Below are 14,021 nucleotides of genomic sequence, written 5' to 3'. Positions count from 1 at the left end.
GTAAACCGTGGAAGAAGTGATCGAACAACTCCGTGAAGCCAATGAACCCGTGCCGGTGCCGCTGGAGCTTCCCGATGAGGACCAACTGGTCGAGATCGAGGAACAGCTGTTCATCAACATTCCGTTCGTGTTCAAGGAGTTTCTGCTGACCGTGAGCGATGTGGTGTACGGCTCGCTCGAGCCGGTGACCTGCACCGACCCGCAATCCCACACCTACCTGCCCGACGTCGCTGCCAACGCCTGGGACGCCGGTGTTCCGCGCGACCTGATTCCGCTGTGCGAAGACGGCAACAACTACTACTGCGTCGAAGAAGATGGCACCGTGGTGCTGTGGGATGGCGACGAAGAAGCCGTTGCCGAGGAAAGCTGGGAATCGGTGTGGCATTGGGCACGGGACGTGTGGCTGGAAAGCTGACACGCACAGGGAAAATAATGGCCTAGTGCCACTCGTGCAGTTAGAATCGCCAGGCTTTCTGCGCCTGGCGACATCGCTACCGCTCCATCCCCTCGGACGACGGTGAAATCTTGCGCAGGGAGCGTATCCCTTAGTGCGAGTGATCGCGGTTGTTCTCCAGCGTCTCCAGCAGGGCGATCTGCATCCGCGAATGCACCCGGATGAACCAGCGCCACAACAACGCCACCACCACTGCCGCGACCACTGCGATCACCAGCAACAGCTCGCTGGTCGGCAGGATGCTCGCCGACAATGCCGACAGCAGCAGGAAGATCACCAGCAGCGACAGCAGCGGTATCACTTCGGCAACCACGCGGCGCACGCGCTGGGTATGCCGCCCGGCCATTTCCGGCTTCACCCCCATCTCTGCCAGCAGCATCGACAGTGCCTTGAGCTTGCGATAGGCGGCAATCAGGAACGGCAGCGACAGCAGTAGCGCCGCGCCCCAGATCAGCGCCTTCTGCTGGCTGACATCCGTCACCCACTCATTCAGCCAATTGCCGATGCGCCCGGCGAAATAGCCGCCGCTGAAGAAGATCGCGATCACCAGTGCCAGGTTGACCCCCACCTGCAACAGGATGCGCCGGATCATTGCCGCCAGCATGGCGCTTTCACCTTGCGGCTGAATGTTGCGCAACCATTCACCATAGAGTGACAGTACCCGCGCCAGGCGCCGTGGCACGACGTTGCCAAGCTTCTGCGACAGCGGGTCGGCGGCGCGGATCAGATAAGGGGTCAGCAGCGTGGTGATGGCCGAAACCGCCACCGCCACCGGGTAAAGGAAGTCACTGGTCACCTGCAGCGTCATGCCCAGCGCCGCGATGATGAAAGAGAACTCGCCAATTTGCGAAAGACCCATACCCACTCGCAGCGAGGTACGGCCATCGTTACCGGCAATGAATGCGCCCATGCCGCACGACAGCATCTTGCCCAGTACCACCGCAAGGGTGATGACCACGATCGGCCAGGCATAGTCGACCAGCACCTGAGGGTCGATCATCAGGCCGATGGCAACGAAGAAGATGGCGCTGAACAGGTCACGCACGGGCTCGATCAGCCGTTCGATTTTCAGCAGCTGGCGCGACTCGGCCATGATCGCGCCGATCAGGAAGGCGCCGAGCACCATGCTGTATTCCAGCTTGACCACCAACAGACAGAACCCGAAGCACAGGCCCAGTACGGTGATCAGCAACATCTCGTTGCTTTCGAACTTCGCCACATAGGCCAGCAGCCTCGGCACCAGCAGGATGCCGATGACCAGCGCGACAATCATGAACAACGACAGCTTGCCGACCGTCGAGAACACTTCGCCGGAGCTGACCGAGCCACTGACGGCAATGCCGGACAGCAAGGCGATGATGCCGATGCCGAGGATGTCTTCGACGATCAGCACGCCGAAGATCAGTTGGGCGAAGCGCTCGTTCTTCATCTTCAGGTCGTTCAGCGCCTTGACGATGATGGTGGTCGAGGAGATCGCCAGGATCGCGCCAAGGAATAGCGAGTCCATGGTATTCCAGCCGAACCAGCGGCCGATCTCGAAACCGATCCAGATCATCAGGACGATTTCCAGGAACGCCGCGATGAAGGCCGTGGCGCCAACCTTGAACAGCTTGCGCAGGCTGAACTCCAGGCCCAGGCAGAACATCAGGAAGATCACCCCCAGCTCGGCCAGGGTCTTGATCGTGTCTTCATCGTGGATCAGGCCGAACGGCGGAGTGTGCGGGCCGATGATGAAACCCGCGACGATGTAGCCCAGCACCACGGGCTGCTTGAGGCGATGAAAGAGGATCGTCACCACGCCGGCGACCAGCATGATCACTGCCAGGTCCTGGATGAAGCTGATGGCATGCATGGCGCGATACTCCTTTTCGACGTTGCTGGATGCCCAGGCAGACCGCTCCTCTGCCAAGGCCAAGCCGAGCGAGCAGCAAGTACATACTGTATTGAATGCAGGAAAGCCCATGTTGCATGGGCGTACTCAGGGTAACATCGCACCCCGCCGCAAAAAGCCGGTGCAATATGTAGAAACAGATCGGCCGATCAGCCGCCCCGGATGACGCGTCAGGCGTGACGACGGAGCGTCTGGCAACGTCCCGTAACAGGAAGGCAAACCTTCAAGAGGGGAACCAGAAGTGTCAGAAGATACCCGCCCCGATTCAGCGCAACCTCACCGTGAGCACACTATGGAACCTGGAAACGCCCAGCTGAGCATGACCGTCCTGATGACGCCGGACATGGCCAACTTCTCTGGCAACGTACACGGCGGCACCTTGCTCAAGTACCTCGACGAAGTGGCCTATGCCTGCGCCAGCCGCTACGCCGGCAGCTATGTGGTGACCTTGTCGGTCGACCAGGTGATCTTCCGCGAGCCGGTGCACGTCGGCGAACTGGTGACCTTCCTCGCCTCGGTCAACTACACCGGCAACACCTCGATGGAAGTGGGTATCAAGGTGGTCACCGAAAACATCCGCGAGCGCTCGGTACGCCATTCCAACAGCTGCTTCTTCACCATGGTTGCGGTCGATGACAACCGCCGCCCGGTGCCGGTGCCGCCCCGCCAGCCGCACTCCAGCGAAGAGAAACGCCGTTTCCTGCAGGGCCAGCAGCGCCGCCAGATCCGCCAGGAACTGGAAAAGCGCTACCAGGACCTGAAAACCGACTCGATCTAGAACGCCAGGCGCTGCGCCTCGAAGCGCACGCGCGGGTGAGCGATACGGTCCTGGGCCCGCACCAGCTGCAGTTCGTAGCTGGCGCAGGCCTGGGTTTCCTGCAGCACCTCATGCACCGCCGCCGCAGTGAACTCGAAGGCCTGCAGCCAGCTGTCGCCCAGCAGCACGCGAGCCAGGAACAACCCCGAGGTCAGGTCGCCCACGCCAACCGGTTGCTTCGGGAACGCCAGCAGGGGGCGGCACAGGTGCCAGCTTTCTTCGCGGGTCACCAGCAACATCTCGAACATGTCTTCAGCACGCCCGGGGTACGCCAGGTGCTTGACCAGCACCACCCGCGGGCCGCGATCGAGCAGGCTGCGGGCCATGTTCACGCAGTCCTCGAGCGATTGCGCACGGCGGCCGCAGAAGCTGTCCAGTTCCAGTTGATTGGGGCAGAGGACATCGGCCTTGGCCACGGCTTCGTCGAGCAGGAACTCGCTGACCTCCTGCGGAACGATACAGCCCTTCTGCGCATGGCCCATGACCGGGTCGCACAGGTACAGCGCCTTCGGGTTTACTGCCTTGATCCGCGCGACGCCGGCAAGGATCGCCCGGCCCTGTTCGGCACTGCCCAGATAGCCGGACAGCACGGCATCGCAGTGCCCCAGCTCGCCGATGTTGGAAATGCCTTCCACCAACGCAGGAATTTGCGCTGGAGCGAGCACTTCACCCGCCCACTGGCCATACTGAGTGTGATTGGAAAACTGTACTGTATTGAGGGGCCAGACGTTGACCCCGATACGCTGCATGGGGAACACCGCAGCGCTGTTGCCGGCGTGGCCGAACACCACGTGGGACTGGATGGCGAGCAGATGCGGGGTACGTTTCATGCGAGCGGATTCCAAAGCTGTTTCAAGGATTGTGCAGCGCGCAGTATGAACTCGATTGCCACCTGTACGACAGGCCAGGGACGCAGTTAAGCTGGTTCGACCTGTTTGGAGCATACGTAAATGTTGACCCTGGAGAATCTCTTCGTCCTGATGTTGTTGGCCACGGCAGGCGCTTGGTTATGGCACAACCATGGGCTGCGCGAGAAGGCCCTGGAGCGGGTCAAACAACACTGCGCAAAGCTCGACCTGGAACTGCTGGATGACGCCGTTGCGCTCAAACGCATCGCCTTCATCCGCGATGCCAACGGCAGAAAGCGCCTGGCCCGGGTCTATGCGTTCGAGTTCACCGTGACTGGCGAACAGCGCCACCCCGGCACCGTGACCCAGTTCGGGGCCCACAGCGTACAGATCGAACTGGCACCCTACCCGTTCGAAATCAAGACACCGCCACGGGCTGACAATGTGATCGAGATGCAGCAGTGGCGCCAGGAGCACAATCGCTGGCGCAACTGAAGTTGGGGCCGCTTTGCGGCCCTTCGCGGGCAAGCCCGCTTCCACCGGAGCAGCGCAATACCTGTGGGAGATCACCCAGCCCTTTGGGCTGCGCTGTCGCGCAGAGAACAAAGCCTCAGCATGCGCCGCTTTACCCTGTGGGAGCGGGCGTGCCCGCGAAGCATGCGACGCGGTGCATGGCACCGGCTTCGCCGGTGTTCGCGGGCGCGCCCGCTTCCACAGGACCTCAGCTAAATCAAAGAGTTATGTATTGTTCTATGAGAGCGGGCTTGCCCGCGAAGGGCTGCGAAGCAGCCCCAACCGGTTAACTGATCAAGCACCGGGCGATTGCATCCATCAACAGTGACTGAGACTGCGGTCGACCAAAGATAAGCTCGATGCGCGAGTCCTTGCGCCAATCGCTCGGCAGCCACTGCGACAAGTCACCTGCCAACCCATTGAATGACTGCCATCCATCCTTGCTGTGGATAACGCCCTTGGCACGCTTCCATGGCCAGGCCTCAAGAAAGGCCTGCAAGCGCTGTGGATCAAATCGCTGAGTGGGGTGCCAGCGCCAGCCGATACTCCAACCCCCCTCGCCCTCGTGAGCTGAACAAATCGGCCGTGCAGGATCTATCCACAGGGCTGAAGGCGCTGTGGATAGACTTGCCTCAGGCAAATTATTCACAGAACTGTCATTGATTTGGCTTGTGGATGAAACAGGCAGCATTTCGAGTTGGACCAAGCCCTGCTGGGTCCAAATCTTGTGGACATCTAAAAAATCTTTATTTATCAACAACTTGATATCTTCATCCACAGCGTCGGCTTTGTTCAGCAGCACCAGCGCTGCCGCTTGCAGGGCCTGCTCTTGCGCCTCCGGTAATGGCTCGCCTCGCGCCAGAGCATGAGCATCCAGCACCATCACCAACGGTTGCACATTCAGCACCCCAACCCAGGGTGCCTGCCCCAGTTGGTTCAGCAACTGCAACGGATGACCCAGCCCGGAAGGCTCGATGAACAGCCGATCGGGCCGTGCCTTGCGCAGCAGTCGGCCCAGGCCGACCTGGAACGGTGTGCCGTTCACGCAGCACAGGCAACCGCCGGCGACCTCGCTGAGGGCAATACCATCCTCATCACGGCTGAGCAGCGCCGCATCGAGGCCGACCTGGCCAAACTCATTGACCAGCACGGCCCAGCGTTCGTTTGCCGGCCGCTGGGCCATCAGTTGGCGGATCAGGCTGGTCTTTCCGGCTCCCAAAGGGCCGGCGATCACGTGGGTGGGGATGTTCTGCAGCATGCCAGGGCTTCTATGCGGGTTTCCTCCCACTATGCCCCGTCATGCCAGCCAGTCAAGGCTGAGCAACAGCCGCCGCTGTTCGCTGGCAGGCGAGCGGTGGATAAGCCCCGCGCCTTCGTTACCCAGCCATTTTTCCCCTTTGAGGACAGCCACCTCACCCGCCTGCAAACGGCGAATGTTATCCACAGGCGCCGCCGCCAGATGCAGGCCGGCCCGCTCTACTGCGCCTTCTTCCAGCCATTCGCTACCAGGGCCGACGTAGGTGGTCAGCAAGCGCAGGGGCACGTTATCCACATGGAAGCGCGGGCACATGGCGCCTTGCAGCACTCGCAGCCGCAAGCCCACGCGCCGCGCTCCGAGCAGGCAGGTGTAGGCCGATACCAGCCATTTCACATCGGCGACAAACCCCTCGTAGCCATGCAGATCGGCAGCCTCCTGCAGCAAGCCGGGCAATAGCGGCGGCTCGTGCTCGTTCACATCGAGTACACGCTGGTCAGCCAGGGTTTGGCCGAGGCTGACCACCAGCGCGGCAAAGTCTTCCACCTGGGCCGGCAGGCGGCGCTGCCAGACGGCCAGGTTCACGCCATCCTGGAAGATCTCGGTAAGCACCTTTGGCGCTTCACCAAATGCCTGGCAGATATCCACAGGGCGCGGCGCCAGGTTCATGCCGCTTCCTCGGCGTGCCAGGGGCCGAACGGATCCGGCAGGCGAAGCCAGGCCATCGGGCCTAGCGCCATTTCCTCATCACTCAGCAGGCAGGCGTCGAGCTCTGTGGATAACTGTGCGAAGTCGATGTTCTGCCCAATGAATACCAGCTCCTGGCGGCAGTCACCGGTTTCGGCCTGCCAATGCTTGAGAATGTCGGCGGTGCTCTGCTCATCCTGCGGCCAATGCTCGCGTGGCACAAAACGCCACCAGCGCCCGGCCAGGCCATGGCGCATCATGCCACCGGCCTGCGACCAGCTGCCGGCTTCCTGGAATTTGCTGGCCAGCCAGAAAAAGCCCTTGGAGCGCAGCAGCCGGCCATTGCTCCAGGTGTTGTGGATAAAGTCGAAGAAGCGTTGTGGGTGCAGGGGCCGGCGGGCTTCCCAAGTGGTCGCAGCGATGCCGTACTCTTCGGTTTCCGGAATGTGTGCACCGCGCAGCTCCTGCAACCAACCAGGTGCCTGTGCCGCCTGATCGAAGTCGAACAGCCCGGTGTCGAGAATCCGCGCCAGCGGCACCTGGCCCATGACCATCGGCACGATCTGCGCGCGGGCATTGAGGCTGCGCAATATGGCGGTGAGTTCTTCGCGCTCGTGCTGGCTGATCAGGTCGATCTTGCTCAGCAGCAGCACATCGGCGAACTCGACCTGTTCGATCAACAGGTCGCTGATGGAACGCTCATCTTCATCGCCCAGCGTCTCGCCACGGCTGGCCAGGCTGTCGGCTTGCTGATAATCGCGCAGGAAGTTCAGGCCATCGACCACGGTGACCATGGTGTCCAGGCGCGCCATGTCGGACAGGCTACGGCCCTGCTCATCGCGGAAGGTGAAGGTCTCGGCCACCGGCAGCGGCTCGGAGATGCCAGTGGACTCGATCAGCAAATAGTCGAAGCGGCCTTCCTCGGCGAGCCGCGCAACTTCTTCCAGCAGGTCTTCCCGCAAGGTGCAGCAGATGCAGCCGTTGCTCATCTCGACCAGTTTTTCCTCTGCACGGTTGAGGCTGACATTGCGCTGCACTTCACTGGCATCGATGTTGATTTCACTCATGTCGTTGACGATCACCGCGACCCGGAGGTTGTCGCGATTACGCAGCACATGGTTGAGCAAGGTGCTCTTGCCGGCGCCAAGGAAGCCGGAAAGCACGGTGACAGGGAGGCGATTGGACATGGTGAAACCTCTTCAGGCGGACGCACTCGAAACGATGCATTGCATAATGTTATAAAGTAACAATACAATTTCGCCAAGTCGTTCTCGTCGCGAGCGTCATTCGGAGATGGAAATGCGCCTGTCACTTGCTGCCCTGTTGCCGCTGCTTCTCACACCTCTGCCTGCCTTGGCATTGGCGCAGAGCAACGCGCTGGCGCTGTGTACCCGTAGCGCAACGCTGCTCGCCTGCCAGGACGGCAGTGGCAGTTACTACAGCGTGCGCACCGAGGGCAGCCATTTCTACCTGCGCGGCTTCGACACGACGACGCGCCGGCTTTGGGCGCAGACCAACAGCCGCTACGGCACGCTTACATTCTTCACCGGCCTGGCCAGCGATGGTGAAACCTGGTTCGGCTACAGCCGCCGGGTTGGCTGGACCACCGTGAATCGTGTTTCCAGCTCCAGCGGCCAACGTTTCAATTTGCATTGCAGCCTGGTCGGCGGATGTCGCTGACCCTCTTGCCTGGTATCCCGCATGACTAGCCTGACGCTTCCGGACATCGCCTCACAGCCTCAAGAGCACACCGCCCCGCTTGATTGGGTCGGCATGTGCGGTATAGCCCTGCCTATCCAGGTTGATGGCCATCAGATATCGGCCATGGCTGATGCCGGTGTCAGCCTGGTCGATGGCACTGCGCGGGGCATCCACATGTCCCGCCTCTACCTCGCGCTGGAAGCGCTTGAACAGCAGCCGTTGACGCCCTTGGCGATCCGTCGACTCCTGGCAGACTTCCTTGCCAGCCACGAAGGGCTTTCCAATGCGGCTTATCTCAACCTGGCTTTCGAGCACCTGCTGAAACGGCCTGCTTTGGTCAGCCCACTTGCCGGCTGGAAGCGCTATCCGATTTGCCTCGAAGCGAAGATAGAAAATGAAATGTTCCACGTGGAACTATCAGTTGGCGTACCTTACTCCTCAACCTGCCCCTGCTCGGCAGCGCTAGCCAGGCAATTGATTCAGCAGCAGTTCAAGGCGGATTTCGCAGAACAACCCTTGGAGCGCAGCGAAGTACTGGAATGGTTGGGCAGCAGCCAGGGCATCGTCGCCACGCCCCACAGCCAGCGCAGCCAGGCGTTGATCCATGTGCGCCTGCAGAACAACCACGCGTCGTTACCGATCACCGAACTGATCGACCGGATTGAAGCCAGCTTGGGTACGGCCGTGCAGACTGCTGTAAAGCGAGCCGACGAACAGGCGTTCGCGTTGGCCAATGGGCAGAACCTGATGTTCTGCGAGGACGCCGCTCGGCGACTGCATCGGTCGCTGCGACAGGTGGAATGGGCGACAGCCTTCAAGCTGCGCGTGGAACATGCAGAGAGCCTGCATGCCCACGATGCGGTAGCCAGCAGCCAGTGGCAGTGGTGAAACTCAGGTACGGGGTTTGACTGTTCCACAGTCGTTGCCGAGCCATACGGCCCGGGTGTTCATGCTGCCTTGCTGCTGAACACCCGAGGCATTGAAGGTGCCGTTGACCTGCGTGGTGAATTCCTTATCACTGAGGAAAGTCGCCTGGCCAGTGCCTTGGGCTTTCGGGCAGCTAAATTGAAACTTCCAGACATTGCCGCTGCGGTCGGTGATTTTTTGCGTGCAGCCAGACTTCGGATCCTGCAACGGAATATCGTTGGTCTGGACCTGCTCCGGTGTCAGGCACGAACGCACGCCATTGCCGCCGATGGTAACGCCCTGCTTGGCCAACACACCTTCCATCATGGCCCGCTGTTCCGGTGGCAGGTTCTTCAACTGCCCGAGCATGAATTGCATGTCGGGTAACGGCTTGCCATCGACCTGCATGTTGCTGGTGGTCAGCTCCCACAGGCCAGGTTGCAGCATCTGCGCATGCACCAGTGGGCTGCTCAGGCCCAGGGCCAGAGCCAACAGTGGCAGACGAATATTCATCAACGAACGCTCCTCGAAAAACCGGCCAATGGGCCGGGTTCAGCCTTAGACGCCAAATCCGCTTTCAGGTTGCAAGGCGGACCTGGAACGTGTTCTGTTATCCGCTGTGTATTCGGCAAGCAGGATGCGTATGGATTACCACAGCCCCTACTTCTTCGGCTACGTGCTCGGCCTGGTCCACTTGCTTGGCATGATCGCCGCGTTGCATGCAGTGTTCACTGTGCGCACCGCCCAAGGTGCAATCGCCTGGGCCATGTCACTGTTCTTCATTCCTTACTTCACGTTGATCCCTTATCTGGTTTTTGGCGCCCGTTCCTTCTATGCCTACATCCAGGCCCGACGCCAGGCCAACCAGGAAATGCACGTCGCCATGGCCAACCTCAACTGGCGCCCCTGGGTAGAGGAGGCCCTCACCGCCAGAGAATCTGAAAGCTACACCGCCTTGCGCGCCATGCCGAAACTCGGGCGAATGCCTTGCCTGGCCAATAATCAAGTGAAGCTGCTGATCAATGGCAAAGCCACTTTCGACGCCATATTCGCCGCTATCGAGCAGGCACGCGAAGCGGTGCTGGTGCAGTTCTTCATCATCCATGACGACGGCCTTGGCAAGGCCCTGCAGCAACTGCTGCTGCGCAAGGCCGCCGAGGGGGTAAAGGTATTCGTGCTGTATGACCGGGTCGGCAGCCATGCCCTACCCGGCAGCTACAGCCAGGTGCTGCGTGACGGGGGTGTGCAGATCCATGCCTTTGCTACCCGGCGAGGATTGTTCAATCGCTTCCAGGTCAACTTCCGCAACCACCGCAAGATCGTCGTGGTCGACGGCCTGCTCGGCTTCATCGGTGGGCACAACGTGGGTGATGAGTACCTTGGCAAAAAACCGCACCTGTCACCCTGGCGCGATACCCATGTGCAGATCAGCGGGCCGGTGCTGGCCTGCCTGCAAGAGTCGTTCGCCGAAGACTGGTACTGGGCCACGCGCCAGCTACCGCCTTTGATCCTGCCGGACACCTACCCTGACAACGGCGTGCTGTGCCAAGCCCTGGCCAGTGGCCCGGCAGACCCGCAGGAAACCTGCTCGCTGTTCTTCATCGAAGCCATCCACTCGGCAGTCAAGCGGGTATGGATCACCAGCCCCTATTTCATTCCGGACGAAGCCGTGTTCGCCGCCCTGCGCCTGGCTGTGCTGCGCGGGGTGGATGTGCGCGTGCTGATCCCATCCCGGCCCGATCACAAGATCGTCTATGCAGCGTCCAGCCTGTTCGCATTCGAAGCGGTTCGCGCAGGGGTACGCATGTTTCGCTACCAGCCAGGCTTCCTGCACCAGAAGGTGGTGCTGGTGGATGACGAGGTCAGTGCGATCGGCAGCGCCAACCTCGACAACCGCTCGTTTCGCCTCAACTTCGAGATCACCTTGCTCACCGTCGACCGCACGTTCGCCGACCAGGTGGAGGCGATGTTGCTGGACGACTTCGAGCAGGCCCGCGAAATCACCGCCGAGGACAGCCGTGATACCCATCGTGTCCAGCAGTTGGGGATGCGCATAGCACGGCTGATTTCACCCATTCTCTGAATGAAGAAGGGGCCGCATCTGCGGCCCCTTCTTCATTCAGAGCATGGTCAGCGGTAAAGGTCTTCCCGCGTCCAGGGCAGATCATGATGCCCATCGGCATACGGCTTCACGGCCAGAATCTGATGCAGGTTGATCCAGCCCTTCTGGAACGCATAGGCACAGCCGGCCAGGTACAAGCGCCAGATGCGCAAGGTCTTCTCCGGCACCAGCGCTGCCGCTTTGTGCAACTGGTTCTCCAGGTTCTCGCTCCAGTGGTGCAGCGTCTTGGCGTAGTGCAGGCGCAGGCTCTCCACGTCCACCACCTCCAGCCCTGCCTCACAGATGCTCGCCGTGATCATCGACAGGTGCGGCAGCTCGCCATGGGGGAACACGTAGCGGTCGATGAACTCACCTGCACCGCGCCCGACCGGTCGGCCATCGACGTGCTTGGCAGTAATCCCATGGTTCATCACCACGCCACCTTCCCTCACTGCACCGAACAGCTTCTGGCAATAAAGCGCCAGGTTGGCGTGCCCGACATGCTCGAACATACCGACGCTGACGACCTTGTCGAAACGGCCATCCTGGGGCAGGTCGCGGTAGTCGAGGATCTGCAGGTCAACCTTGTCGGCCAGGCCCTCTGCCTTGACCCGCTGGCGCCCGAGCTTGAGCTGCTCCTTGCTCAGGGTGATGCCGAATACCTTGGCGCCATACTCGCGCGCGGCGAAACGCGACAGCCCGCCCCAGCCACAGCCCACGTCGAGCAGGTAATCACCGGCATCCAGGCGCAGCTTGCGGCACAGGTGGTCGAACTTGTCCTGTTGAGCCTGATCCAGGGTGTTGTCCGGCTCACGGAAGTAGGCACAGGAATAGGCCATGTCCTGGTCGAGCCAGAGTTGATAGAACTCATTAGAGACATCGTAATGGTAGGAAATCGCCTTGGCGTCTGTGCTCTTGTCGTGGGACAGCCGCTGTGGCGGGGCGTCATCCTCGTCGGTCAGCAAGGCTTCGCTGAGCTCGTCACACACGCGGATGGCTTCGCCGATATCGCCTTCCAGCTCCAGCTTGCCCTCCACGAATGCAGTGCCCAGCTGATCCATGCTCGGGTGGGTCAGCTGGCTGATCAGCTGTGGCTCCTTGACCAGGATGGTGACCTGCGGGCTGGGTCCCAGATCGAACTGGTTGCCGTCCCACAGTTTCAGCCGCAGCGGCAGATGCAGGCTTTGCAGTGCCGGTGGAAGTTGAGCAAGCATGAACACTCCTCCTGTCCCTGAAAGGCTACGACGCCTGATATTTCGAACGTCGCCGGAACAGAGTAGTTCATTCGTGGGATGTTTCCTCTAAACGCGACCAAGGTCTAGAACCAACCGATCTGAAGAAAGCAACGGATTGTATACAATCCCCCCTTCTCAGCTTAACCTTATGCCCCTCTCGCGCTTCTTCATCTGGAGTACAAAACCCATGAAATCCTATGACGTGGTGATCATCGGCGGCGGCCCTGGCGGCTACAACGCAGCGATCCGCGCCGGTCAACTGGGCCTGAGCGTCGCCTGCGTGGAAGGCCGCTCGACCCTCGGTGGCACCTGCCTGAATGTCGGTTGCATGCCGTCCAAAGCCTTGCTGCACGCCTCCGAGCTCTACGAAGCCGCCAGCGGCGAAGAGTTCGCCCACCTGGGCATCGAAGTGAAGCCGACGCTCAACCTCGCCCAGATGATGAAACAGAAGGACGAGAGCGTGACCGGCCTGACCAAGGGCATCGAGTACCTGTTCCGCAAGAACAAGGTCGACTGGGTCAAGGGCTGGGGCCGGCTGGATGGCGTCGGCAAGGTCATCGTCAAGGCTGAAGATGGCAGCGAGACCGCGCTGCAGGCCAAGGACATCGTCATCGCCACGGGCTCCGAGCCCACTCCCCTGCCTGGCGTGACCATCGACAACCAACGCATCATCGACTCCACCGGTGCCCTGGCCCTGCCACAGGTACCCAAGCACCTGGTGGTGATCGGCGCGGGCGTCATCGGCCTGGAGCTGGGTTCGGTATGGCGCCGGCTGGGTGCGCAGGTCACCGTCATCGAGTACCTCGACCGCATCTGCCCAGGCACTGATGAAGAAACCGCCAAGACCCTGCAGAAAGCCCTGGCCAAACAAGGCATGGCCTTCAAGCTCGGCAGCAAGGTCACCCAGGCCAAGAGCGAGGCCGACGGTGTCAGCCTGACCCTCGAACCGGCCGCTGGCGGTGCCGCCGAAACCCTGCAAGCCGACTACGTACTGGTCGCCATCGGCCGTCGTCCCTATACCAAGGGCCTGAACCTGGAAAGCGTAGGGCTGGAAACCGACAAGCGCGGCATGCTGAGCAACGAGCACCACCGCACCTCGGTGCCAGGTGTGTGGGTGATCGGCGACGTCACTTCCGGCCCGATGCTGGCGCACAAGGCTGAAGACGAAGCGGTCGCATGCATCGAGCGCATCGCCGGCAAGCCGCATGAAGTGAACTACAACCTGATCCCGGGCGTGATCTACACCCGTCCGGAACTGGCTACCGTCGGCAAGACCGAAGAGCAGCTGAAGGCCGAAGGCCGCGCCTACAAGGTCGGCAAGTTCCCCTTCACCGCCAACAGCCGCGCCAAGATCAACCACGAGACCGAAGGCTTCGCCAAGGTCATCGCCGATGCCAACACCGATGAGGTGCTCGGCGTGCATCTGGTCGGCCCGAGTGTCAGCGAGATGATTGGCGAGTTCTGCGTGGCCATGGAATTCGCCGCCTCAGCTGAAGACATCGCCCTGATCTGCCACCCGCACCCAACCCGCTCCGAAGCCCTGCGCCAGGCAGCGATGAACGTGCACGGCATGGCCATGCAGATCTGACCCTGCTGGCTCCGCCGGTTTTTTC

At 61.2% G+C, this 14,021-nt stretch carries 14 protein-coding genes; 7 read left to right on the top strand and 7 right to left on the bottom strand.

Translation table 11 applies throughout. The annotated features are described in order from the left end of the window. The first annotated feature begins 7 nt into the window (after positions 1 to 7). On the top strand, positions 8 to 415 hold the full coding sequence (locus CAF78_RS17320; protein WP_085676530.1) for an SMI1/KNR4 family protein: 408 nt from the start codon (positions 8 to 10) through the stop codon (positions 413 to 415). A gap of 130 nt (positions 416 to 545) precedes the next feature. Here CAF78_RS17320 and CAF78_RS17315 read toward each other — a convergent pair whose 3' ends face one another. Then, positions 546 to 2,306: a cation:proton antiporter gene (locus tag CAF78_RS17315; protein ID WP_085676531.1), complete on the bottom strand. Its 1,761-nt coding sequence runs from the start codon at positions 2,304 to 2,306 to the stop codon at positions 546 to 548. Positions 2,307 to 2,637: 331 nt separating this feature from the next. Here CAF78_RS17315 and CAF78_RS17310 point away from each other — a divergent pair, with 331 nt between their 5' ends. Further along, on the top strand, positions 2,638 to 3,123 hold the full coding sequence (locus tag CAF78_RS17310) for an acyl-CoA thioesterase (RefSeq protein WP_016394349.1): 486 nt from the start codon (positions 2,638 to 2,640) through the stop codon (positions 3,121 to 3,123). On the opposite strand, the gene pdxY is transcribed toward CAF78_RS17310, so the two are convergent. Further along, complete coding sequence (gene pdxY / locus CAF78_RS17305) at positions 3,120 to 3,992, bottom strand: pyridoxal kinase PdxY (protein ID WP_085676532.1); 873 nt, start codon at positions 3,990 to 3,992, stop codon at positions 3,120 to 3,122. The genes CAF78_RS17310 and pdxY overlap by 4 nt on opposite strands. Before the next feature lie 120 nt (positions 3,993 to 4,112). Here pdxY and CAF78_RS17300 point away from each other — a divergent pair, with 120 nt between their 5' ends. After that, positions 4,113 to 4,505, top strand: a complete 393-nt coding sequence (locus CAF78_RS17300; RefSeq protein ID WP_027917088.1) for a DUF3301 domain-containing protein — start codon at positions 4,113 to 4,115, stop codon at positions 4,503 to 4,505. Positions 4,506 to 4,809: 304 nt separating this feature from the next. On the opposite strand, the gene CAF78_RS17295 is transcribed toward CAF78_RS17300, so the two are convergent. From CAF78_RS17295 to zigA, 3 genes are read right to left on the bottom strand one after another with little or no spacing between them, the layout of a single operon-like run. Further along, positions 4,810 to 5,781 (bottom strand): GTP-binding protein, encoded by a 972-nt coding sequence (locus CAF78_RS17295; protein ID WP_085676533.1) that lies wholly within the window; start codon positions 5,779 to 5,781, stop codon positions 4,810 to 4,812. 39 nt (positions 5,782 to 5,820) lie between these two features. Then, positions 5,821 to 6,447 carry a DUF1826 domain-containing protein gene (locus tag CAF78_RS17290; RefSeq protein WP_085676534.1) on the bottom strand — a complete coding sequence of 209 codons (627 nt, stop codon included), beginning with the start codon at positions 6,445 to 6,447 and terminating at the stop codon, positions 5,821 to 5,823. Further along, entirely contained in the window at positions 6,444 to 7,652 is a 1,209-nt protein-coding gene (zigA, locus tag CAF78_RS17285; RefSeq protein ID WP_085676535.1) for a zinc metallochaperone GTPase ZigA, read from the bottom strand. The genes CAF78_RS17290 and zigA overlap by 4 nt, the downstream gene beginning before the upstream one ends. A gap of 112 nt (positions 7,653 to 7,764) precedes the next feature. Between zigA and CAF78_RS17280 the strand changes: the two genes are divergently transcribed. Further along, positions 7,765 to 8,145 (top strand): glutamine synthetase, encoded by a 381-nt coding sequence (locus tag CAF78_RS17280; protein ID WP_085676536.1) that lies wholly within the window; start codon positions 7,765 to 7,767, stop codon positions 8,143 to 8,145. Positions 8,146 to 8,166: 21 nt separating this feature from the next. After that, positions 8,167 to 9,054: a GTP cyclohydrolase FolE2 gene (gene folE2 / locus CAF78_RS17275; RefSeq protein WP_085676537.1), complete on the top strand. Its 888-nt coding sequence runs from the start codon at positions 8,167 to 8,169 to the stop codon at positions 9,052 to 9,054. Between the two features lie 3 nt (positions 9,055 to 9,057). Here the strand turns inward: folE2 and CAF78_RS17270 are convergent, their stop codons facing one another. Next, positions 9,058 to 9,585 carry a DUF3617 domain-containing protein gene (locus tag CAF78_RS17270; protein WP_085676538.1) on the bottom strand — a complete coding sequence of 176 codons (528 nt, stop codon included), beginning with the start codon at positions 9,583 to 9,585 and terminating at the stop codon, positions 9,058 to 9,060. 130 nt (positions 9,586 to 9,715) lie between these two features. On the opposite strand from CAF78_RS17270, the gene cls reads away from it, so the two are divergent. Then, the gene (gene cls / locus CAF78_RS17265) at positions 9,716 to 11,155 is read left to right on the top strand and encodes a cardiolipin synthase (RefSeq protein WP_085676539.1); all 1,440 of its coding nucleotides are present in this window, start codon (positions 9,716 to 9,718) and stop codon (positions 11,153 to 11,155) included. A 47-nt stretch (positions 11,156 to 11,202) separates the two neighbouring features. On the opposite strand, the gene cfaB is transcribed toward cls, so the two are convergent. Beyond that, the gene (gene cfaB, locus CAF78_RS17260) at positions 11,203 to 12,387 is read right to left on the bottom strand and encodes a C17 cyclopropane fatty acid synthase CfaB (protein ID WP_085676540.1); all 1,185 of its coding nucleotides are present in this window, start codon (positions 12,385 to 12,387) and stop codon (positions 11,203 to 11,205) included. A gap of 208 nt (positions 12,388 to 12,595) precedes the next feature. On the opposite strand from cfaB, the gene lpdA reads away from it, so the two are divergent. Further along, positions 12,596 to 13,996: a dihydrolipoyl dehydrogenase gene (gene lpdA / locus CAF78_RS17255; protein WP_085676541.1), complete on the top strand. Its 1,401-nt coding sequence runs from the start codon at positions 12,596 to 12,598 to the stop codon at positions 13,994 to 13,996. Positions 13,997 to 14,021: the final 25 nt, after the last annotated feature.

The organism is Pseudomonas sp. R28(2017), assembly GCF_002112505.1.
Lineage (GTDB): Bacteria > Pseudomonadota > Gammaproteobacteria > Pseudomonadales > Pseudomonadaceae > Aquipseudomonas.
This window is presented reverse-complemented; position numbering and strand designations above follow the sequence as displayed.

Excerpts from the sequence above, each read along its gene's own strand:
- CAF78_RS17300 (WP_027917088.1), top strand. The coding sequence starts at position 4,113 with ATGTTGACCCTGGAGAATCTCTTCGTCCTGATGTTGTTGGCCACGGCA.
- cfaB (WP_085676540.1), bottom strand. The coding sequence starts at position 12,387 with ATGCTTGCTCAACTTCCACCGGCACTGCAAAGCCTGCATCTGCCGCTG.
- cls (WP_085676539.1), top strand. The coding sequence starts at position 9,716 with ATGGATTACCACAGCCCCTACTTCTTCGGCTACGTGCTCGGCCTGGTC.
- CAF78_RS17280 (WP_085676536.1), top strand. The coding sequence starts at position 7,765 with ATGCGCCTGTCACTTGCTGCCCTGTTGCCGCTGCTTCTCACACCTCTG.
- CAF78_RS17290 (WP_085676534.1), bottom strand. The coding sequence starts at position 6,447 with ATGAACCTGGCGCCGCGCCCTGTGGATATCTGCCAGGCATTTGGTGAA.
- CAF78_RS17315 (WP_085676531.1), bottom strand. The coding sequence starts at position 2,306 with ATGCATGCCATCAGCTTCATCCAGGACCTGGCAGTGATCATGCTGGTC.
- lpdA (WP_085676541.1), top strand. The coding sequence starts at position 12,596 with ATGAAATCCTATGACGTGGTGATCATCGGCGGCGGCCCTGGCGGCTAC.
- zigA (WP_085676535.1), bottom strand. The coding sequence starts at position 7,652 with ATGTCCAATCGCCTCCCTGTCACCGTGCTTTCCGGCTTCCTTGGCGCC.
- folE2 (WP_085676537.1), top strand. The coding sequence starts at position 8,167 with ATGACTAGCCTGACGCTTCCGGACATCGCCTCACAGCCTCAAGAGCAC.
- CAF78_RS17270 (WP_085676538.1), bottom strand. The coding sequence starts at position 9,585 with ATGAATATTCGTCTGCCACTGTTGGCTCTGGCCCTGGGCCTGAGCAGC.
- pdxY (WP_085676532.1), bottom strand. The coding sequence starts at position 3,992 with ATGAAACGTACCCCGCATCTGCTCGCCATCCAGTCCCACGTGGTGTTC.
- CAF78_RS17310 (WP_016394349.1), top strand. The coding sequence starts at position 2,638 with ATGGAACCTGGAAACGCCCAGCTGAGCATGACCGTCCTGATGACGCCG.
- CAF78_RS17295 (WP_085676533.1), bottom strand. The coding sequence starts at position 5,781 with ATGCTGCAGAACATCCCCACCCACGTGATCGCCGGCCCTTTGGGAGCC.